The sequence below is a fragment of the Mycobacterium sp. OAS707 genome (genome assembly GCF_014873705.1).
In the GTDB taxonomy this organism is placed as follows: domain Bacteria; phylum Actinomycetota; class Actinomycetes; order Mycobacteriales; family Mycobacteriaceae; genus Mycobacterium.
Map to the genome: position 1 here is coordinate 546471 of NZ_JADBDS010000002.1, position 19798 is coordinate 566268.

The window sequence follows — 19798 nt, forward strand, 5'->3', positions numbered from 1 at the left end:
AAGGGATTACAGTGCGAGGCAAAGCCTGTACGCGTCGAACACTGCCGCGTGAATGTTGCGGCTGGCCACGGCATCTCCGATGCGGAACAGCTGATAGCGGCCGTCCGGATTGCGCCGCACCTGCTGCGGTTGCAGGTCAAGAAGCGCCCGCTGGTCGACCTCGCCGAGGTTCGACGAGCCCGCCCGCAACGAGAAGTACAGCTCATCTGATGGCAGCGTGCCGTGCTCGACGACGATCTGGTCGACGATGCGTTGCCGGGTGACGTGCGCGTATTCGTTGTACAGATCGGCTTCCAGCCGGCCGTCCTTGCGGCGCACCGCGGTCAGCCGCTCGTTGAGCGTGACCCGCACGTCATGCTCGGCGAACACCTTGAAGTAGCCCGGGTAGTTGACCCCGCCGACATCGGGGGCCAAAACCCTTTCAGGCGTGACGAATTCGATCTTGGCGCCCGCGCGGGCCAGTACCTCTGCGGCATCGAGGCCCGGGTGCTGACCGTTGTCGTCGAACAGCAGCACGTCGCCCTTGGCCCGGAACGAGCCGCTCAACACGTCCCAGCCGTCGGAGACCAGTTGCGCTCCCTCGGTGAGGAATTTGGTGTTGGGCACGCCGCCGGTGGCGATCACGACCAGATCGGGATCTTCGGCGAGCACCTCATCAGCCTCGGCGTACGTGTTGTAGCGGATGTCGACGTCGAGATGTTTGCACTCTGCCAACCGCCAGTCGACGATGCCGATCAAGTCCCGCCGGCGCGGCGACGACGACGCGAGGCGAATCTGGCCGCCCGCCGCATCGCTGGCCTCCAGCACCACCACCTTGTGCCCTCGCAGACCGAGCACCCGCGCCGCCTCCAGGCCCGCGGGCCCGGCACCGACGACGACGGCCTTGCGCGGCGCGCCGGTGGCCGCCGGTACGTGGTGCGGCAACCGGTCTTCCCGACCGGTCGCGGGGTTGTGGATGCACTTGGCGTCGCGGGCCTGGTAGATCTCGTCGAGGCAGAGGCTGGCGCCGACGCACGGTCGGATCCGGTCCTCCTCACCCGCTTGGATTTTCGCGACGATGTGCGGATCTGCGATGTGCGCACGCGTCATCCCGACCAGATCGAGCAGGCCGTCACGGATGGCGTGGCGAGCGGTGGCCGCGTCGTTGATTCGGGACGCGTGCATCACGGGGACGCCGACCTGGCGTTTGATTTCCCCTGCGAATTCCAGATGGGGGGCAACCGGTGTGCCCATCGGTGGGATCGCCCGCGACAGCGCTTCGTCGCTGCCCATGTATCCGCGGATGATGCTGATGAAGTCGATGCCCTCTGCGACGACCTGATGTGCGATCGCGAGCGCCTCGTCGCGGCCGAGGCCGCCAGGCATCTCCTCGTCGAAGGACATCCGGATGCCGACGGCGAAGTCGGGGCCTGCGGCTTCACGCACCGCGCGAATCACGCGCAGCGGGAAGCTCATCCGGTTCTCCAGGCTGCCGCCGAACTCGTCGTCGCGGTGGTTGGTCAGCGGTGACCAGAACGCGTCGAGCAGGTGGGTGTAGGCCTCGATCTCAACCCCATCGAGCCCGGCCTCACGGCATCGTGCCGTCGCGTCGGCATACGCCGCCACGATGCGGTCCATATCCCATTCCTCGGCCACCTTGGGGAAAGCCCGGTGCGCGGGCTCGCGGAGCGGCGACGGATAGACCACCGGCAGCCAGTCGCCGTCGTAATTACTCGTGCGGCGGCCAAGGTGAGTGATCTGACACATCACGGCGGTCCCGTGTTCGTGCACGCCGTAGGCGAGTTCACGCAACCACGGCACGATCTCGTCCTTGTAGACGTGCATGTTGCCGAACGCAGCCGGACTGTCGGGCGCCACGACCGCGGACCCGCCGATCATGGTCAGGCCGATACCACCCTTCGCCTTCTCCTCGTGGTACAGCCGGTAGCGCTCCTTGGGCATGCCGTCCTCGGTGTACGACGGCTCGTGCGAGGTGCTGACCACCCGGTTGCGCAGGGTGAGATGCTTCAGCTCGAACGGCTGCAGCAAGGGGTCGATGAGTTGGCGGGTCATAGCGTGTACTCCTCGGCCGCGTCGAGCAGCCACTCAGCCAGATAACGGGCGAACGTCGAGCGCACCAGAATCCGGTAGTCGTCGCCGGAACTGTTGACCGCCAACAGGATGACGCCGGCCTGGCCGAGCATCGTCTCTGCCGCGGTGCCAGCGCCGAACGCCTGCGGATGCAGATCGAGGGCGCATCCCTTGGCCAACACGTCACGGCTATGGGTTCCGCTCAGCCGCAGCGTGGTGCGCTGCGCCGATACGTCGATCGCGGCGCCGCCGTGCGGGCCGACGGCATCCCGCAGCCGGGCTTCCAGCTCGGGTCCGCCCAGCGCGGTTCCCGTGATCAGCCACTCGTCGGGACCCAGCCAGATTACCGTGGTGTCAACGCTTTTCGCGTAGGTGGACGCGGTGGTCGGTAGTTCGACGCCGAGCGCCTCCGCCGCCGCCCGAACACCCGGCCCCGCGGGGTCGACCCGCAGATCGACCATCGTGACGAATGGCTCTTCCGCAATCGCAACCGAATTCGTCAGCTGCGCAAAGCGTGAGGCCCACGGCTGCAGCGGGCTCGTGCGTTCCAACGTGTCAGCCATCGCGGCGCGCTCCTTCCGGGTCGACCAGCACCGAACCGGTGACTTCCACCGGCACCAGGGTTCCCTCGACGGGCACGTGCAAAGTTTCGCCGATGCGGGACTGACCCGCTTTGACCAACGCCAGCGCGAAGGTGCGGCCGAGCTCGGCGCTGCGGTAGCTCGACGTGACATGCCCCAGCATCGGCACCGGTGGCGGCGGCAGTGCGTCGTCGTCGCAGAACTCGACGATCTGTGAGCCCTCGGGCAGCCGCGTGACCCGGTCGACCGGCAACAACCCAACGAGCTGCTTGCGCAACGGATTCTGGTTCTCGATCCTGCTGAACGAGCGCTTTCCGATGAAGTCGGGCTTCTTTTTCGACACCGCCCAGGCCATCCCGAGATCGTGCGGAGAGACGGTGCCGTCGGTGTCCTGTCCGATGATCGGGTAGCCCTTCTCTGCACGCAGCACGTGCATGGTCTCCGTGCCGTACGGGGTGATGCCGTAGCGGCGGCCCGCCTCGAGCAACCGCTCCCACACAGCGGGTGCGTGCCAGGTGTTCACATTGACCTCGTATGCGAGCTCACCGGAGAAACTGACACGTGCGACCCGAACCGGCACGCCGCCGAGGCTGGTGTCACGCCACGTCATGAACGGGAAAGCGTCATTGGACACGTCGAGATCGCCGAACACCGCGCCGATCACGTCGCGGGACCGCGGCCCGACGACCGGGAACGTCGCCAAGTGGTCGGTCACCGAGGTGAGCGCGACCTGCAGGTGCGGCCACTCCGTCTGCAGCCACTCCTCCATCCAGTCCAGGATCTTCGCCGCGCCACCGGTGGTGGTGTACACCAGGAAACGATCCTCAGCGGCCCGCAGCACGGTGCCGTCGTCGATCACCATTCCGTCCACACCACACATCACGCCGTACCGGATCGAGCCGACCTTGAGGCTGCTCATCAGGTTGGTGTAGACGCGATCCAGTAGCTCGGCGGCGTCACGGCCCTGGACGTCGATCTTGCCGAGGGTCGAGCCATCCAGGATGCCGACACCGCTACGGGCCGAGGCGCATTCGCGAAGTACCGCAGCGTCCATATCCTCGCCGGGATGTGGGTAATGCCGCGGTCGCTTCCACTGTCCGACATCCTCGAACACCGCGCCCTGCGCGACGTGCCAGTCGTGCAGCGCCGTCGTGCGGACTGGATCGAAAAGCGCACCGCGGTCGCGTCCGGCCAGCGCGGCGAACGCTACAGGCGTGTAAGGCGGCCGAAATGTGGTGGTGCCCAGCGCTTCGATGGGCAGGCCGAGCAATTCGGCGGTGATGCCGGAAGCGATCACCCCTGACGTCTTGCCCTGATCGTGCGCCGTCCCGATGGTGGTGTAGCGCTTGATGTGCTCGACCGACCGCATGCCGGCGCCAACTGCACGGGCGATCTCGGCGACCGTCGCGTCGCGCTGCACGTCGACGAACTGATCCTGCTCGCGACCGGGGACCCGCCATAAAACCAAGCCGGGGCTGACTGCCATGTCGGAAACCTCGGGCAGCGGATCCTGCGGCGTCAGTCCGAGCGCTGAGGCAGCCGAGTCGCGGCCTTCGCGCAGGCAACCCGCCAAGTCCATCACGCCGTTGGCCGAACCCGCGACGCTCACTCCGTCGAGGTGCTCGCCGGGAACGAAACCGCCAAGCGCCGGGTCGTAGCGCAGCACGCCGCGGGCTTGACTGAACAGGTGCACCGCCGGATTCCAGCCACCGCTGGCCAGCAGCGTGTCACACGGAACCGCCTCGGCTGCACCGACATTCTTGCCATCGAAGTCAGCCACCAAGGCTGCCACGATGCGGTCGCCGCCGCGGGTGCCTGTTACCACCGCGCCGGCACGCAGCGGGATGCTCCGCCGCTCGCACTCGCGCTGAAGATCTTCCGAAACGTCGGCACGGGCGTCGACAATCACCTCGATGCGCACCCCCGCGTCGGCGAGGTCGAAGGCCGCCGCGTAGGCGCTGTCGTTCGTGGTGAACACCACCGAAGACCGTCCGACCAGCACACCGTAGCGGTGCAGGAACGTCCGAGCGCTGTGCGCCAACATGATTCCAGGCAGGTCGTTGTCGGCGAACACGATGGGCCGCTCGTGGGCACCGGTCGCGATCAGCACATGACGCGCGCGGATCCGCCAGACCCGCTGACGGGACAACTTTGCGGGGGCTGCCGCGCCGAGGTGGTCGGTCCGTCGTTCGAGTGCGAGCACGAAGCCGTCGTCGTAGTGCCCGAACGCGGTGGTGCGCTGCAGGTGCCGCACCTCGGGATACGTCGCGAGCTCGTCGACAACGGCGCGCACCCATTCAGTCGCCGCCTCGGCACCGACGCGGTCGTCGGTGCCGAGCAATGAGCCGCCCGCCTCGGACTGCTCGTCGACCAACACCACCCGGGCGCCGGAGCGCGCAGCGGTCAGCGCGGCGGTCAGGCCAGCGGGGCCGGCACCGACGACCAGCAGGTCGGCGTGGGCATGCATCGCGTCGTAGCGCGCGGAATCGGCGATGTCGGCCAGCCGGCCCTGGCCAGGAAGACCGCGGGCGGCCAGACCGTCGTGCAGCTCGACCGTCGAAGCCAACAGCATCGGCTCGGGGAAGGGCGCCTCGATCTGCACCAGCCCGCCGGTGTCCTCGGCCCATGCGGCCGAAATGCCGCGTGGGCGGCCGAGTTTGACGCTGGTCGCGATCTTGTGCACGCCGTGGGCGAGCAGCGCCGACGCCAAGGTGTCACCGCGGTATCCGGTGTATGTGCGGCCGTCGAACGTGAACTCGTAGCCGGTGCCGCGGTCGATGCGGCCACCCGTCTCGGTGCGGTACGAAGCGGTCATGAGGTCACCGGCTTCTCTCCCATGCGGTAGACCGCGTGGAAGCGATAGGTCGCGGTGTCGCGCACTGCGTTGAACCAGCGACGGCATCCCGCGCTGTGCACCCACCGTTCGGCGAACATGCCTTTGGTGTTGGCACGAAAGAACACGTAGTGCGCCCACTGCTCGTCGGTCAGCGCGTATGGATCGTCGGGGTAAGCGACGTGCGCCTGCCCACCGTAATGGAATTCGGTCTCTTCCCGGGGCCCGCACCACGGGCATTGGATGAGTTGCATTGTCGTCCCAGCCTTTCGAAGATCAGTGCGCGACTGCAGCGGCGCCGTGTTCGTCGACCAAAGCCCCAGAAACAAAGCGGTCGAGGCTGAACGGGGCCGCATAGGGATGCGGCTCGTCGTTCGCGATGGTGTCGGCCAGACACCAGCCGATTCCCGGGGTGGCCTTGAAACCGCCTGTCCCCCAGCCACAGTTGAGGTAGAGATTGCGATACGGCGTGCGGCCGATGATCGGTGAGGCATCGGGGGTGGTGTCGACGATGCCGCCCCATGTCCGCAGCAGATGCGCGCGGGCGAAGATCGGGAACAGCTCGACTGCCGCGGCCATCTGCCGCTCGATGATGTGGAACGCGCCACGCTGCCCGTAGCCGTTGTACGAGTCGATGCCCGCGCCCATCACCAGCTCACCCTTGTGCGCCTGTGACACATAGACGTGCACCGCGTTGGACATCACGATGGTCGGGTGCACGGGCTCGAGGAGTTCGGAGACCAAGGCCTGCAACGGATGGCTCTGCAGCGGCACCCGGAAACCCAGCATGTCGGTGAGCACCGACGTGTGCCCGGCCGCGCACATCGCGACCTGCCCTGCCGCGATGTCGCCGAGCGTCGTGCTCACACCGGTGATTCGGTCGCCGTCGGTGGTGAAGCCGGTGACCTCGCAGCCCTGCAGCAGATCTACTCCGGCCGCATCGGCTCGACGCGCGAAACCCCAAGCGACGTAATCGTGTTTGGCGATACCGGCCCGCGGTTGGTACGTCGCGCCGAGCACCGGGTACCGCACGTCGGACGAGATGTTGACGATCGGGCAGATCTTCTTGACCTCGTCGGGTTCTAGCCACTCCGCGTCAACGCCGTTGAGCACGTTGGCTTCCACCCGGCGCACACTGTCGCGGACGTCCTGCAGGCTGTGGGCGAGGTTGAGCACGCCGCGCTGGCTGAACAGGATCGGGTAGCCGAGGTCTTCTTCCAGGCCCTCCCAGAGCTTGAGCGAGTGCTCGTAGATCTGCGCGCTCTCGTCCCACAGGTAGTTCGACCGAATGAGCGTGGTGTTGCGGGCCATGTTGCCGCCGGCGAGCCAGCCCTTCTCGAGCACGGCGACGTTGGTGATGCCGTGGTTTTTCACCAGGTAGTGCGCGGTCGCCAGGCCGTGGCCGCCGCCGCCGATGATGACGACGTCGTAGGACCGCTTCGGCTCGGGATTGCGCCAGAGGAAGTCGGGGTGATCGGGCAGGTGCGCGCCCGGCGCCTGTGGACTCACGCGGCTCTCCATCGGACAGTTGTTGTCTAACTGATATATCAGTTGTGGAGCACAGTATGGTACGTTGATGCACGCGGTCAAGGGTCAATTCGGACGGGAGATGACAATGAGCGTGGAGCTGGCCGAGACCGGCGACGGACCAACCCCGTCCAACGCCGACCTTGCCTACCAGATCATTCGCGAGCGGCTCATCATGCTCGACATCCGTCCAAGCGAGCCGATCAACGACGAGGCCCTGGCCCGCCAGCTCGGGTTCGGCCGCACCCCGGTGCGTGAGGCCCTCAAACGGCTCGAACGCGACAGGCTCGTCGTCGCCTATCCCCGCCGCGGCACGTTCGCCACGACCGTTGACATCACCGACCTGGCGCACATTCAGGAGATCCGCCGCCAACTCGAACCGGTGGTCGCCGCCCGCGCCGCGCGCACCGCACCGCTGGAAACCCGGAGGCAGCTAACGGCACTCGCCGACGAGATCTCCCGACTCGACCCCACCGACGATCCGCGGACGCTGCTGCGGTTGGACGTGCGGGTGCACACCGCGATCTACAAAGCCTCGGGCAACCCGTATCTGGAGGACGTGCTCGTGTGCCAGGACGCGCACGCGACGCGCATCTGGTGTCTGTTCCTCGACCGGCTGTCGCACGTCGCCGAACACGTCACCGAACACGTCGGGCTGCTGCGCGCGATCGTCGACGGCGACGAGGAGCTCGCGGCGAAGCTGGCATCCGAACACGTGATCGGCTTCGAACAAGCCGTGCGCGCAGTCCTTTAACGGCTGACACGCGGGGTCGTCGACCGCACGGGCATCCCGAATCGCGCCGGCACGCCGTCGCTGAACGCCACGTGATCCGGCGGCCGCCCGTTCAGTTCGCCGAGCCCGACCGAGGCGAGCAGACCGTCATCGGAGAACTCGACCAGCTCGGCCCGTCGCAACGCCCAGACCGGATGTTCGTTTGGCACATACCAACTGCGGCCGGCACGAAATGTGTGCGCACCCCACCGCGCGGTCAGGAAATGCTCGAGCGGCCCGCACGCCAACGAATCGGCGACCCGCACCTCGATGGCACTCGACGCGGTGACGCCCGGCCACCGAAGCGTCGATGTGTAGATGCGACGGTCGCCGCTGGACCGGTAGCTCATTCGCGCGAACCGGTAGGGCACGCCGACGATGCACCGACCGGCCGCGACCATGGCCAGCCGGTTGGCATCGAGGCTCAGAAAAACAACCCCACGCCGGCCCGTCGCATCCACCGAATACAGCCGGATGTTGGTCTCCAAAAACGTGCCGTACAGCGACATTTGAAACGGCACGACGCCGACGAAGCTGGCGCCCTCGAAGATGTCGGGCTCGGTGCCCGGCGGATACAGATGCGCGATGCTCGCCGGCTGGACCGCCCAGTGCAGGAACGACAGGTTGCGCCAGCGCTGCCGAAACAGTCGCGGCCAAGGCAGAATCGGCGCTTCTGGCGTCACCAATTCGGCCATGGCGGCCCGCTAGCCGTCCTCCGGCTTCGGCGCTTCCGAATCCTCTTCAGGCAGAACAGCTTCCAATGCAGCGCCGGTGATTCGTCGGAATGCCCTGCGTGGCCGGTTCGCGTCGAGGATCGCGACCTCCAGAGTCGCCGGCCCGAGCGTGCGCGCCTCGGTGCCGCCGTTGCTCCCGGCCTTCAGCGCGGCGACCGCAACCTTCACCGCGTCCGACAAGCCGAGGTTCTCCGAGTAGGACTCGTTGAGCGCCGTCGCTATCGGTTCGGTGGTGCCGCCCATCACCACGAAGTGTGGCTCGTCGGCGATTGAGCCGTCATAGGTGATCCGGTACAGCTCAGGCGGTTTGGTCTCGCCGAAGTGAGCGACCTCTGCCACGCACAACTCCACCTCGTACGGCTTGGCCTGTTCGGTGAAGATCGTGCCGAGGGTCTGCGCGTACACGTTGGCCAGCTGCCTGCCAGTCACATCTCGACGGTCGTAGGCGTAGCCGCGCGTATCGGCGAACTGGATGCCGCCTCGACGCAGGTTGTCGAACTCGTTGAACCGCCCGACGGCCGCGAACCCGACGCGGTCGTAGAGCTCGCTGACCTTTTGCAGCGATCGCGACGGGTTCTCCGCCACGAAGAGCACGCCACCGGAGTAGGCCAGCGCCACCACGCTACGGCCGCGGGCAATGCCCTTGCGCGCGAGCTCCGAACGCTCGCGCATCGCCTGTTCGGGCGAGATGAAGTATGGAAAGCTCACGAGTCTCCTCGCGCATCATGCGACTGCGCAGCACTATCGGGACCGAAAGTATCTTGGCGGGAGCGGCTTTCGATCACCTCGCGCGCCAGCCCCGCGATCCGACTCTCCGCTACATCCTCGGCACCCTCAGCACCCAGAATCACCGCGGTCGGATAAATCCCCCGAACCAGGTCCGGACCGCCCGTCGCCGAGTCGTCGTCGGCCGCGTCGTAGAGGGCTTCCACCGCCACCCGCAGCGCCGAATCCGCATCGGTCACTTGCGAATAGAGTTTCTTGATCGATGATTTCGCGAAGATCGAGCCCGATCCCACCGACTGATAGCCCTCTTCCTCGAGGTTCCAGCCACCGGCCGCGTCGAAAGACACGATCCGACCGGCGGCCTCGGGGTTCGGGTCGTCAAGGTCGTAGGCGGCCAACAGCGGCAGCGCCACGAAGCCCTGCAGAGCCGCACCGAGGTTGCCTCGCACCATCGTCGCCAACCGGTTGACCTTGCCGCGGAACGTCAGCGGCACGCCCTCGGTCTTCTCGTAGTGCTCGAGCTCGACCGCATACAGCCGGGCGAACTCCACCGCGATAGCCGCCGTGCCCGCGATCCCGGTCGCCGTGTAGTCGTCGGTGATGTACACCTTCTGCACGTCGCGGCCGGCGATCATGTTGCCCTGCGTGGACCGGCGATCGCCTGCCATCACGACGCCGCCGGGATATTTCAGCGCGACGATCGTCGTGCCGTGCGGCAGCGCGTCGCCGGGGCTCGCGGAGACAACCCGGTTGATGGGCAGAAGTTCGGGCGCCTGACGGCGCAGCAAGTCAGAAAAGGAGGACAAATCCACAGGGACGGAAGGAACTCCTGCTAGAGGTGACGGGACGGCCAGTTGTTCTCGGTGTGGCCAGGTCACTGGCCACCCTTCTGGACGTACGCACGCACGAAGTCCTCGGCGTTCTCTTCGAGGACGTCGTCGATCTCATCGAGCAGATCGTCGGTCTCCTCGGCCAGCTTCTCGCGACGCTCTTGCCCGGCGGCCGTGCTGCCAGTGAGGTCGTCGTCCTCGCCGCCGCCACCGCCGCGCTTGGTCTGCTCCTGAGCCATCGCTGCCTCCTGCTATCTCAAATCCCTGGCCGGATGGGCTCACAGCTGCCCGCCGGTTCCTCCACACTATCCCAGCGCGAACATTGTGTTGGGCTTGGCGAACTCGGTGTTTCCACCGAGCCGTGCGTGCGATTACTCAGAATTCTAGCCACCGGGTCGCTGCCACGCCTTCTCAGCAAACCGGCTATACCGGGGTCTGACCAGGCGTTACGCCTGCGGAGATCACTTATGCGGAGCTTTGACCAACGGCGCCGCCTTGGCCACCGCAGGCGCGGTGAGAACCACGGTGGTGGTTTGGGTCTCCCCCTCGGTCATGGTCGGCGGCAGCGTAAACGCTGAATAAATTCCACGCCCTGACGGGATCTGACTCGTCCCCTGAAATCCGTTGAGGGCCAGCGGCAAGGCGACCATCAAGCCGACCGCGGCCACCCCAAGGACCGCCCCGATCATCTTGCTCGACCGCGCCCGGCCGGTTGCTGTGTTGTGGGCCATCGCGTTTGCTCCGCCCTTTCTTTCCGAAACACCCGAACCGCGGGTACACACCAAAACCTATGGGTGGGTGCGTCAGAAAGAATCGGGTGATTCCCTAAACCGGGTCCCCCATTTTGTTGGGAGTTTGCTGAGCGGCTCCTGAGCGTCGGCTTAGGGAACGCCGCAAGGCAGCTGTGGCCCGCTATTGGGTGAGCTGTTCCACCAATTCGGCAGCGCTGTCGACCGAGTCGAGCAGGGCCCCGACGTGCGCCTTGCTGCCCCGCAGCGGCTCCAGGGTTGGAATCCGGACGAGCGAATCGCCGCCGAGATCGAAAATCACCGAGTCCCAGCTGGCCGCGGCGATGTCGGCGCCGAAGCGGCGCAGGCACTCGCCACGGAAGTACGCGCGGGTGTCGGTCGGCGGGTTGTCCACGGCGTCGAGCACCTGCTGCTCGGTGACGAGCCGCTTCATCGAGCCGCGCGCCACCAGGCGGTTGTACAAACCCTTGTCCAGCCGCACATCGGAGTACTGAAGATCGACCAGGTGCAGCCGCGGCGCGGACCAATTGAGGTTCTCCCGCTGCCGGAAGCCCTCCAGCAGCCGCAGCTTGGCCGGCCAGTCCAGGATCTCCGCGCACTCCATCGGGTCGCGCTCGAGCAGGTCGAGAATGTTCGCCCACGTCTCGACGATGTCGGCGGCGCGCGGATCGGGATCGCGGCTGTCGACCAGCTTGGCGACGCGGTCGAGGTAAATGCGTTGCAGCGCAAGGGCTGTCAGCTCACGACCGTCGGCGAGCGCGACAGTGGCGCGCAGCGACGGGTCGCGGCTGATGACGTGCACCGCGTGCACCGGGCGGGCCAGCGCGAGATCGGTCAGGTCCATGCCCTCTTCGATCAGGTCGAGCACCAACGCCGTGGCGCCGACCTTCAAATACGTCGACGTTTCTGCCAGGTTGGCGTCGCCGATGATCACGTGCAGCCTGCGGTACTTGTCGGCGTCGGCGTGCGGCTCGTCGCGGGTGTTGATGATGCCGCGCTTGAGCGTGGTCTCGAGGCCGACCTCGACCTCGATGTAGTCGGAGCGCTGCGACAGCTGGAAGCCTGGCTCGTCACCCGAGGGCCCGATGCCCACCCGGCCCGAGCCGGTGATGACCTGGCGCGAAACCAGGTGCGGGGTCAGGCCCGCGATCACCGCCGAGAACGGCGTCTGACGCGACATCAGATAGTTCTCGTGCGATCCGTAGGACGCGCCCTTGCCGTCGACATTGTTCTTGTAAAGCTGCAGCTTGGCAGCCCCTGGCACGCTCGCGACGTGGCGCGCCGCCGCCTCCATCACCCGCTCGCCGGCCTTGTCCCAGATCACCGCGTCCAGAGGGTCCGTGCATTCGGGTGCCGAGTACTCGGGATGGGCGTGGTCGACGTACAGCCGGGCGCCGTTGGTCAGGATCATGTTGGCCGCACCGACCTCGTCGGCGTCGACGACCGGCGGCGGGCCGGCAGAGCGGCTCAGATCGAATCCACGGGCGTCCCGAAGCGGCGACTCCACCTCGTAATCCCAGCGGGTGCGCTTGGCACGCTGGATGCCTGCGGCGGCCGCATAAGCGAGCACGGCTTGGGTCGACGTCAGGATCGGATTCGCGGTCGGGTCGGACGGCGAGGAAATGCCGTACTCGACCTCGGTTCCGATTATCCGTTGCATGTGGCCCAGCGTAGGGGACGCCTGGCAGTAACCTGCGACCGTGCCATCCGAGCAACGCGACGCGGCCGCTTCCCGGTTCGTTGCCGCGCTCGGTGCCACCATGGCCGGAGCCAACTACCCGGTGACGATGGTGCGCGCGGTGATGGAACAGACCGCCGTCGCGTACGGCCTCGACCACGAGTTTCTTGCGCTTCCCAACTATGTGCAGGTCGGCAGTTCTACCGGCGAGGGCATCTATATCGCCAATCCCGATTTCACTGTGCGCTACGACCAGTCCTTCCCGCTCGCCCAATTGGTGGCGCGTGCACCGTCGGGAACGATCAGTCCCGAAGACGGGATGGCCGAGCTCGACCGAATTCGCCACCTGGACAAGCGATTTCCGTTGTGGATCACCGTCGTGGGATACGCGGTGCAGAGCGTCGGGCTGGCACTGATCCTGCAGCCGACGCCGTGGAGCCTCTACGGTGCCGCATTCCTTGGTCTGCTGGTAGGCGGTCTGAGCGTGATCGGCCGACGCAACGAGTCGATCGGCTACATGCTCCCGACCGTCTGTGCGTTCCTGGTCGCGCTCATCGTGTTCTCGTTCGAGAACAGATGGCACGTCGGCACCGACAGCCTGCGCGCGCTCGCGGCGCCGCTCGCCACCTTCCTGCCCGGTGCGGCGATCACGCTCGCGGTGATCGAGCTGGCCACCCAGCATGTGGTGTCGGGGGCCAGCAGGTTGGTGGCGGGTTTCATGCAGATCGCGCAGTTGGCCTTCGGCATCCTGATCGCGGCGCAGATCGCGGGCATCGCCGATACCGACCTCGTCACCACCCAGTTCAACCGGCTCGGCCCGTGGGCGCCGTTCGTCGGGGTGCTGGTATACGGCTTCGGGATATGGCTGAACTTCGCTCCCCCGACGAAGTTCCTGCCGTGGATGGTGCTGATGCTGTACGTCGCGTACGGCGGCCAGTGGATCGGCAATGCAGTGCTCGGCAGCTATGCCAGCGGGTTCGGCGGTGGCCTGACGCTGATCCTGTTCGCGCTGGCGATCTCCCACCGGCCGAGCACACCGCCGACCATGTCGCTGGTGGTCCCGGGATTCTGGCTGCTGGTTCCCGGATCGCTTGGCTTCATGGGGGTCACGCAGTTGCTCGGCACCCACAGCACCGCGGTGTTCACGGCGACGCTGATCTCGATGATGTCGATCGCCGTCGGCGTGCAGACCGGGCTGCTGCTGTGGCGGGCCGCGATCCAACTGTCGTCGTCACCGAACAGGCGGGCGTTCCATGATTGACACGACGCAACGACGCGCGGCCGACGCGTGGTTCCTCGATCACGGTCTGCCCGCTGTATTGCGGCCGGGTGCCCTGGTCCGGCGGCTGTGGCCGCGGTCGGCGCCGGCGCTGGCCGGGTTCGCGGTCTTCATGGTCAACTCCGCGCTTGTCGTCGCGATCACCGGTAAGCACGCGATCGACATCGAGGGCAATCCCACGCGCTCGGAATGGTTTGTGCTGGCGCTGCTGGTGCTCGTGCTGCCGGTCGCGGTGTTGGTCGGCTGGTTGGTTTCGCGCATCGCGACGCTGCGCGGTCGGACGGTGGCGGCGACGGTCGCGGTGTCGCTGGCCGTCGCAGGCGGCGTCCTCGGCGGGCCAAGCCCCCGCGTGCTGGTGGATTTGATCTTCGAGGCCATCGTCATCGGGGCGATATTGGCGCTGACCGCGTCCGGCGCGGGCTCGATCCTTGGCTGGGCCGTGCAGATGACGACGTCGAATCTGGCCGCGGCGGGATCGATGGTGAGCCGCGCGCTGCCGCTGCTGTTGCTGACGATTCTGGTCTTCTTCAATTCCCCGGTGTGGCTGATGGCGGCCACCATCTCCCGGCCACGGTTGTGGCTCGCGCTGCTGTTCCTCATTCTGATCGCGGCGGTGTTCGTGGTCTCGGTGACGCGAGACGAAGTGAAGCCGATGATGGAGTCCGGTGAGCCGACTCGCGGCCAGTCAGAGCGGTTGGCGGGCACGCCATTCGAGACCATGGCCGATCCCCCGACCGCCCGGCCGTTGAGCCGCGTCGAGCAGGTCAACGTGATGTTCGTCGTCGCTGCAACGCAACTCACGCAGATCCTGATCATCGCGACGATGACGTCGCTGATCTTCCTGATCCTCGGCCTCATCCTGCTCTCCCCGGAACTGCTTGCGGCGTGGACACGTAACGGCCGCAGCGACGGGTCCGTGCTCGGCATGACGATCCCGGTGCCGGACTCGCTCATTCAGATCACGTTTTTCCTTGGCGCGCTGACGTTTATGTACATCAGCGCTCGGACCGTCAGCGATGCCGAATACCGCACCCGGTTCTTCGACCCGCTCATCGACGATGTGCAGTTGACGTTGCGGGCGCGCGACCGCTATCGCGCGGCCGTCGCTGCGGCCTGATTTTCGCCGTATCGGCGCGCTCTGCCGCCTACACCGCCGCAATCGCGCACAATGTTGCCCGTGTCCGACATGCGGCAGGTGCACGAATGGTTCTTACATCGCGGCCTGCCCCTGGTGCTGACCCGGCGGGTCCGCTCCCGGGCGCTTATCGAGCGCTCGGCTCCCCTTGTCAGCGGTGTCGGTGCGGTGATTTCGCTGACGATGCTGCTTGCCGAACTCACCGACGGCGATCCCGATTTCGGCTATGTGACTCGACTCGGTGTGCTGACGCTGCTGTTGGTCACCGCCCCCTTCGCGTTGTATCTGCTGCACCGCACCGGTACCACGCTCGGTGAGGCGGGCCGTCGCTCAGCGGCGCTGCTGGTGATGGCTCTCTTCGTTTTCGGACTCCCGTTCGCCGCCAGCGGTTTCTCGGGTTTCGCGGCCGCCGAGGCGGTCGGATTTGCACTCGTCGCGATCCTGGCGATCTGGTTGACGTATCTCGGCTTCGGCTCGATTGCGTTGTGGGCGTTCCGTTTTGCCTGGGTGCAGTTCGGAGCGCTCGGTACGCTGATGAGTCGCGCCCTGCCGCTGCTGATGATCACCGTCGTGGTGTATTTCACCGGTGAGCTGTGGCAGCTGGCGGCACGGCTGACGCGCCAAAGGCTTTGGCAGATCATTGGTTTCCTGTCTCTTGTCGCGATCGTGTTCGTCGTGACCACCATCAGGGACGAAGTGCAAGCGCTCCGCGAGGACCGCGCGGGCCAGACAGATCCGGGCAAGCTGCTCGCGGGCACACCGCTGGCGTCCCGAGCCGACCACCAGCCGGTGCGCACGCCGCTGTCGCTGGCAGAACAGGTGAATGTCGTTGCCGTGATGGTGGTGTCGCAGGCTATCCAGGTGGTGTTCTTCACCGCAGGCCTGTTCGCGTTCTTTCTCGCGCTCGGCATCGTCGCGGTGCCCGATGACGTCGCGGTGCTGTGGTCCGCAGAGCAAACCTGCGCCGTCGGTCAACCGCCCTGCCCGGGAACCTGGTTCGGCATCCACGTGCCCGTGCCGCAGACGGTCGTCCAGGTGTCGTTGTTCGTTGCGGTGTTGTCGGGGTTGTACTTCACCGTGAGCACGAGCGTCGACCCGATCTATCGCGAGCGGTTCTTCGACCCGCTGATCAGCGACGTGGCCGTGAGCCTGGCAGGGCGAGACGCTTACCTGGAAATGGAAAAGGACGAACCTTGACGGTCCGCGAGGGCTACCTTCCTAGCATGGCTGACGATGACGTCAATATGGTCGACGGTGTGTTCGGAAAGCGCTACGGAGAAGTGCTCCTGGTCCGCACCTCCGCGCAAGGACCCGAGGCGGCCGTGTACAACACCTTTCCCCTCAACGACTGCCCCGCCGACCTGTGGGACAAGCTCGATGCGCAGGCGATCGCACGCGAAAACCACGCCGTGGTTGCACTTCTCAATGGACCGCGCTACTGGCTGATGAGCAGCATCGGAAAGCAAGGACGAGATCCCCAGGAGCACAAGAGCTTCGGCGGCCTCGCGATGATGCGTCAGGCGACGGTGCAGCTCTCGTCGATGAATCCTGCGCCGTACCACGTGAATCGGGTCGATCGCAAGGCCATCTTCGTGTTCGATGCGGGCCGCGAGATCTACGAACTGATCGATCCGCAAGACCAGCGCTGGGTGATGCAGACTTACAGCCAGACCATTGACCACGGCCTCGCGCTCGCAGATCTGCCTGCCCTTGCGAGTCGACTCTCGTTACCGCAGGGCTGGCGCTACGAAGCCAGGACCCCGTCGACCCCGCTGCGCGTTGACACGACCACGACCGACGCGTGCGTGACCCAGGACGATCTCGCCAACAGCTACTCGCTGCAAACCGGCTACAGGTACTGACCCAGGTTCGACTCGGTGTCGATGGCGCGCGAGGCGCTCGACGACTTGCCGGTGACCAAGGTGCGGATGTACACGATCCGCTCGCCCTTCTTGCCCGAAATGCGTGCCCAGTCATCGGGATTGGTGGTGTTGGGCAGGTCCTCGTTCTCGGCGAACTCGTCGACGATCGAGTCGAGCAGATGCTGAATGCGCAGACCGGGCTGACCGGTCTCCAGCACCGACTTGATCGCGTTCTTCTTCGCACGGTCGACGACGTTCTGGATCATCGCGCCGGAGTTGAAGTCCTTGAAGTACATGACTTCCTTGTCACCGTTGGCGTAGGTGACCTCCAGGAACCGGTTGTCGTCGATCTCGGCGTACATCCGGTCGACGACCTTCTCGATCATCGCCCTGATGCATGCCGTGCGGTCGCCGCCGAACTCGGCCAGGTCGTCGGCGTGCACCGGCAGTTCCTCGGTCAGGTACTTCGAGAAAATGTCTTGTGCGGCTTCGGCATCCGGTCGCTCGATCTTGATCTTGACGTCCAGGCGGCCGGGTCGCAGGATCGCGGGGTCGATCATGTCCTCGCGGTTGGACGCGCCGATCACGATGACGTTCTCCAGGCCCTCGACACCGTCGATCTCCGAAAGCAACTGCGGAACGACCGTGGTCTCCACGTCCGACGAGACACCCGTGCCGCGGGTGCGGAAGATCGAGTCCATCTCGTCGAAGAACACGATCACAGGCGTGCCTTCGGAGGCCTTCTCGCGGGCCCGCTGGAAGATCAGCCGGATGTGACGCTCGGTCTCGCCGACGAACTTGTTGAGCAGCTCGGGGCCCTTGATGTTGAGGAAGTAGGACTTCGCCTCGCGGGCGTCGTCGCCGCGGACCTCGGCCATCTTCTTGGCCAGCGAGTTGGCCACCGCCTTGGCGATCAGCGTCTTACCGCAGCCGGGAGGGCCGTAGAGCAGCACGCCCTTCGGCGGCCGCAGCGAGTACTCGCGGTAGAGCTCCTTGTGCAGGAACGGCAGTTCGACCGCGTCGCGGATCTGTTCGATCTGCCTGCCGAGGCCGCCGATGTCGTTGTAGCTGACGTCGGGCACCTCTTCGAGCACCAGGTCCTCGACCTCGGCCTTGGGGATGCGCTCGAACGCATACCCGGCCTTGGTGTCCACCAGAAGCGAGTCGCCCGGCCGCAGCTTGCGCGGACGCAGGTCGTCCTCGTCTTCGTCCTCGAAGTCGTCGGGCAGGAACTCGGCGGAGACCAACGGCTCGGCGAGCCAGACGATGCGCTCCTCGTCGGCGTGGCCGACCACGAGCGCGCGGTGTCCGTCGGACAGGATCTCGCGCAGCGTGCTGATCTCTCCGACGGCCTCGAAGTTGCCGGCCTCGACAACGGTCAGCGCCTCGTTGAGGCGGACGGTCTGGCCCTGCTTGAGCGTCTTGGTGTCAATGTTCGGGGAGCACGTCAGGCGCATCTTGCGGCCGGAGGTGAACACGTCCACGGTGTCGTCGTCCTGCACGCCGAGGAGCACTCCGTAACCGCTCGGCGGCTGACCCAGCCGGTCGACCTCCTCGCGCAGCGCCAGCAACTGCTGACGGGCCTCTTTAAGAGTTTCCATTAGTTTGGCGTTGCGGGCCGCGAGCGAGTCGATCCGGGCCTCGAGCTGGTGCACATCGCGGGCGCTGCGCAGGCCGCTTTGCGGCCCTACGGCGTTCTCCAACTGCTCGCGCAGAAGCGCGGCTTCGCGTCGCAGTTCTTCCAACTCGGCGGCATCATCGCTGGACATCCCTGAATCGCGGGATGTCCCGTACGCTTCAGAACGCTCTGACTCATTCATGTTGCGCCCCTTCCCGCACCGGAAGTTGGTGCAGTAACAACTTCAACGCTACCGGCGATTCAGCCTTTGTGTGCGGTGTAGGAATTCGACACACCAGCAACACTTGTTAACCTCTCTGGTGAGTTGGGCCGATCGAAAGGACAATCGTGACCCTGAAATCCCTCGTTACCGGCGTGGCAGCAGCCGCTCTGGTCGGCGGTGCGGCGGCAGGTGTGACTTCCATTGCATCCCCCGCTGGATCCCAGGCGCCGGCCGTGCAACCGGTCGTGTGGGACATCCCGATGCCGCAGGCGCCGGCGCCGGACTTGCAGGCGCCACTGCTGCAGACCCTTCAGGCGCTCGGTGCGCCTGGCCTGTCTGCCAGCAAGGCCCCCTTCATCCAGGGCGGCATCGGCAGGATCGAAGGCCGGGTTGCCGACACCAAGTTGCGCGAGGCGCAGGCCGACGGCAAGTTCCCGCTGTCGTTCACCCTGGCCAACATCGACCAGAACGGTGACATCGTCACCGCCGACGTGACCGCAACAGCCGCCAACGGCGGGGTCGCGACGCAGAACATCCAGTTCGTGCCTGGCCCCAGCCCCACGGGCTGGCAGATGTCCAAGCAGTCACTCATGGCGTTGATGTCGGCTGTCGGCTAGGCCGTCAGTGCAACGCAGGAGTGCCGCAATCCTGGGCGCCGTCACGTTAGTGGCGGCGCTCGGGCTTAGCGGGTGTAGCGACGACGCGAGTTCGATACCCAGCCCGACACCGTTCCCGCTCAGCCGGCCCCCAACGGTTCCGCCTCCGCCGACCGAGACGGGCGCGCCGCTGCCGCCCGCGACCACGCTGACCGATCTGATGGGTCGACTGTCAGACCCCAACGTGCCCGGCGCCGACAAGGTCGGCCTCGTCCAATTCGGCACCCCCGCCGACGCGGCGGCGCTCGACAGATTCGCCAAGGCGCTGCACGACAGCGGCTATGCGCCGTTGACCTTCGATGCCACCGACATGATGTGGGCGCAGGACCAACCCGGCAATGTCATCGCCAACATCACCATGAAGCCGGGTGGGCCGCAGGCAACCGGCAAGGACTTGAAGTTCCCGATGGAGTTCGCCCCGCAGCAGGACAACTGGCAGCTCACCCGGCAGACGGCGGACTTGCTGCTGCAGATGGGTCAGCAGCCCACGGTCGCCACACCGACGCCAACTCCTACCCGCTGAGC

General features: G+C 66.2%; 19 protein-coding genes. 7 read left to right on the forward strand and 12 right to left on the reverse strand.

Going from position 1 to position 19798, the window contains the following annotated elements; genetic code table 11:
• Positions 1-6: 6 nt before the first annotated feature.
• Genes GGC64_RS13455 through GGC64_RS13475 form a run of 5 tightly spaced genes read right to left on the reverse strand, consistent with a single transcriptional unit; the run spans position 7 to position 6993 of the window.
• Positions 7-2052 (reverse strand): NADH:flavin oxidoreductase, encoded by a 2046-nt coding sequence (locus tag GGC64_RS13455; RefSeq protein ID WP_192723008.1) that lies wholly within the window; start codon positions 2050-2052, stop codon positions 7-9.
• Entirely contained in the window at positions 2049-2633 is a 585-nt protein-coding gene (locus GGC64_RS13460) for a sarcosine oxidase subunit gamma (RefSeq protein ID WP_192723009.1), read from the reverse strand. The genes GGC64_RS13455 and GGC64_RS13460 overlap by 4 nt, the downstream gene beginning before the upstream one ends.
• The gene (locus tag GGC64_RS13465) at positions 2626-5466 is read right to left on the reverse strand and encodes a 2Fe-2S iron-sulfur cluster-binding protein (protein ID WP_192723010.1); all 2841 of its coding nucleotides are present in this window, start codon (positions 5464-5466) and stop codon (positions 2626-2628) included. Before GGC64_RS13465 ends, GGC64_RS13460 begins: the two co-directional genes overlap by 8 nt.
• On the reverse strand, positions 5463-5738 hold the full coding sequence (locus GGC64_RS13470) for a sarcosine oxidase subunit delta (RefSeq protein ID WP_192723011.1): 276 nt from the start codon (positions 5736-5738) through the stop codon (positions 5463-5465). Before GGC64_RS13470 ends, GGC64_RS13465 begins: the two co-directional genes overlap by 4 nt.
• A 22-nt stretch (positions 5739-5760) precedes the next feature.
• The gene (locus GGC64_RS13475) at positions 5761-6993 is read right to left on the reverse strand and encodes a sarcosine oxidase subunit beta family protein (protein WP_370582081.1); all 1233 of its coding nucleotides are present in this window, start codon (positions 6991-6993) and stop codon (positions 5761-5763) included.
• A 106-nt stretch (positions 6994-7099) separates the two neighbouring features.
• On the opposite strand from GGC64_RS13475, the gene GGC64_RS13480 reads away from it, so the two are divergent.
• Positions 7100-7765 carry a GntR family transcriptional regulator gene (locus tag GGC64_RS13480; RefSeq protein ID WP_192723013.1) on the forward strand — a complete coding sequence of 222 codons (666 nt, stop codon included), beginning with the start codon at positions 7100-7102 and terminating at the stop codon, positions 7763-7765.
• On the opposite strand, the gene GGC64_RS13485 is transcribed toward GGC64_RS13480, so the two are convergent.
• The 6 genes from GGC64_RS13485 to dop all read right to left on the reverse strand — a co-directional run bounded on the left by GGC64_RS13485 (position 7762) and on the right by dop (position 12482).
• The gene (locus tag GGC64_RS13485; protein ID WP_192723014.1) at positions 7762-8478 is read right to left on the reverse strand and encodes a YqjF family protein; all 717 of its coding nucleotides are present in this window, start codon (positions 8476-8478) and stop codon (positions 7762-7764) included. The two genes, GGC64_RS13480 and GGC64_RS13485, sit on opposite strands and share 4 nt — an antisense overlap.
• Positions 8479-8487: 9 nt before the next feature.
• Positions 8488-9225, reverse strand: a complete 738-nt coding sequence (prcA, locus tag GGC64_RS13490) for a proteasome subunit alpha (protein ID WP_192723015.1) — start codon at positions 9223-9225, stop codon at positions 8488-8490.
• Positions 9222-10121, reverse strand: a complete 900-nt coding sequence (gene prcB, locus GGC64_RS13495) for a proteasome subunit beta (protein WP_192723016.1) — start codon at positions 10119-10121, stop codon at positions 9222-9224. Before prcB ends, prcA begins: the two co-directional genes overlap by 4 nt.
• Positions 10118-10312 carry a ubiquitin-like protein Pup gene (locus GGC64_RS13500; RefSeq protein ID WP_003887572.1) on the reverse strand — a complete coding sequence of 65 codons (195 nt, stop codon included), beginning with the start codon at positions 10310-10312 and terminating at the stop codon, positions 10118-10120. Before GGC64_RS13500 ends, prcB begins: the two co-directional genes overlap by 4 nt.
• 222 nt (positions 10313-10534) lie before the next feature.
• Complete coding sequence (locus tag GGC64_RS13505; protein WP_192723017.1) at positions 10535-10804, reverse strand: hypothetical protein; 270 nt, start codon at positions 10802-10804, stop codon at positions 10535-10537.
• 181 nt (positions 10805-10985) lie between these two features.
• Entirely contained in the window at positions 10986-12482 is a 1497-nt protein-coding gene (gene dop / locus GGC64_RS13510) for a pup deamidase/depupylase (protein ID WP_192723018.1), read from the reverse strand.
• A gap of 40 nt (positions 12483-12522) precedes the next feature.
• Between dop and GGC64_RS13515 the strand changes: the two genes are divergently transcribed.
• From GGC64_RS13515 to GGC64_RS13530, 4 genes are read left to right on the forward strand one after another with little or no spacing between them, the layout of a single operon-like run.
• Positions 12523-13761 (forward strand): threonine/serine exporter family protein, encoded by a 1239-nt coding sequence (locus tag GGC64_RS13515; protein WP_192723019.1) that lies wholly within the window; start codon positions 12523-12525, stop codon positions 13759-13761.
• The gene (locus GGC64_RS13520) at positions 13754-14896 is read left to right on the forward strand and encodes a hypothetical protein (protein WP_192723020.1); all 1143 of its coding nucleotides are present in this window, start codon (positions 13754-13756) and stop codon (positions 14894-14896) included. The genes GGC64_RS13515 and GGC64_RS13520 overlap by 8 nt, the downstream gene beginning before the upstream one ends.
• 51 nt (positions 14897-14947) lie before the next feature.
• Positions 14948-16111, forward strand: a complete 1164-nt coding sequence (locus tag GGC64_RS13525) for a hypothetical protein (protein ID WP_192723021.1) — start codon at positions 14948-14950, stop codon at positions 16109-16111.
• A 26-nt stretch (positions 16112-16137) separates the two neighbouring features.
• Complete coding sequence (locus tag GGC64_RS13530; protein ID WP_370582082.1) at positions 16138-16776, forward strand: hypothetical protein; 639 nt, start codon at positions 16138-16140, stop codon at positions 16774-16776.
• Here GGC64_RS13530 and arc read toward each other — a convergent pair.
• Positions 16764-18596, reverse strand: coding sequence for a proteasome ATPase (arc, locus tag GGC64_RS13535; RefSeq protein ID WP_192723022.1), 1833 nt, complete (start codon positions 18594-18596; stop codon positions 16764-16766). The two genes, GGC64_RS13530 and arc, sit on opposite strands and share 13 nt — an antisense overlap.
• A gap of 146 nt (positions 18597-18742) precedes the next feature.
• Between arc and GGC64_RS13540 the strand changes: the two genes are divergently transcribed.
• Positions 18743-19234, forward strand: coding sequence for a hypothetical protein (locus tag GGC64_RS13540; RefSeq protein WP_192723023.1), 492 nt, complete (start codon positions 18743-18745; stop codon positions 19232-19234).
• Positions 19235-19241: 7 nt separating this feature from the next.
• A complete protein-coding gene (locus GGC64_RS13545; RefSeq protein WP_192723024.1) occupies positions 19242-19796 on the forward strand; it encodes a hypothetical protein in 555 nt (184 codons plus the stop codon).
• The last annotated feature ends 2 nt before the right edge of the window (positions 19797-19798 follow it).

What these genes read in the sequence shown, in the direction of transcription:
- GGC64_RS13455 (WP_192723008.1), bottom strand. Translation starts at nt 2,052, where the DNA reads ATGACCCGCCAACTCATCGACCCCTTGCTGCAGCCGTTCGAGCTGAAG.
- GGC64_RS13460 (WP_192723009.1), bottom strand. Translation starts at nt 2,633, where the DNA reads ATGGCTGACACGTTGGAACGCACGAGCCCGCTGCAGCCGTGGGCCTCA.
- GGC64_RS13465 (WP_192723010.1), bottom strand. Translation starts at nt 5,466, where the DNA reads ATGACCGCTTCGTACCGCACCGAGACGGGTGGCCGCATCGACCGCGGC.
- GGC64_RS13470 (WP_192723011.1), bottom strand. Translation starts at nt 5,738, where the DNA reads ATGCAACTCATCCAATGCCCGTGGTGCGGGCCCCGGGAAGAGACCGAA.
- GGC64_RS13480 (WP_192723013.1), top strand. Translation starts at nt 7,100, where the DNA reads ATGAGCGTGGAGCTGGCCGAGACCGGCGACGGACCAACCCCGTCCAAC.
- GGC64_RS13485 (WP_192723014.1), bottom strand. Translation starts at nt 8,478, where the DNA reads ATGGCCGAATTGGTGACGCCAGAAGCGCCGATTCTGCCTTGGCCGCGA.
- GGC64_RS13500 (WP_003887572.1), bottom strand. Translation starts at nt 10,312, where the DNA reads ATGGCTCAGGAGCAGACCAAGCGCGGCGGTGGCGGCGGCGAGGACGAC.
- GGC64_RS13505 (WP_192723017.1), bottom strand. Translation starts at nt 10,804, where the DNA reads ATGGCCCACAACACAGCAACCGGCCGGGCGCGGTCGAGCAAGATGATC.
- dop (WP_192723018.1), bottom strand. Translation starts at nt 12,482, where the DNA reads ATGCAACGGATAATCGGAACCGAGGTCGAGTACGGCATTTCCTCGCCG.
- GGC64_RS13520 (WP_192723020.1), top strand. Translation starts at nt 13,754, where the DNA reads ATGATTGACACGACGCAACGACGCGCGGCCGACGCGTGGTTCCTCGAT.
- GGC64_RS13525 (WP_192723021.1), top strand. Translation starts at nt 14,948, where the DNA reads ATGTTGCCCGTGTCCGACATGCGGCAGGTGCACGAATGGTTCTTACAT.
- GGC64_RS13530 (WP_370582082.1), top strand. Translation starts at nt 16,138, where the DNA reads ATGGCTGACGATGACGTCAATATGGTCGACGGTGTGTTCGGAAAGCGC.
- arc (WP_192723022.1), bottom strand. Translation starts at nt 18,596, where the DNA reads ATGAATGAGTCAGAGCGTTCTGAAGCGTACGGGACATCCCGCGATTCA.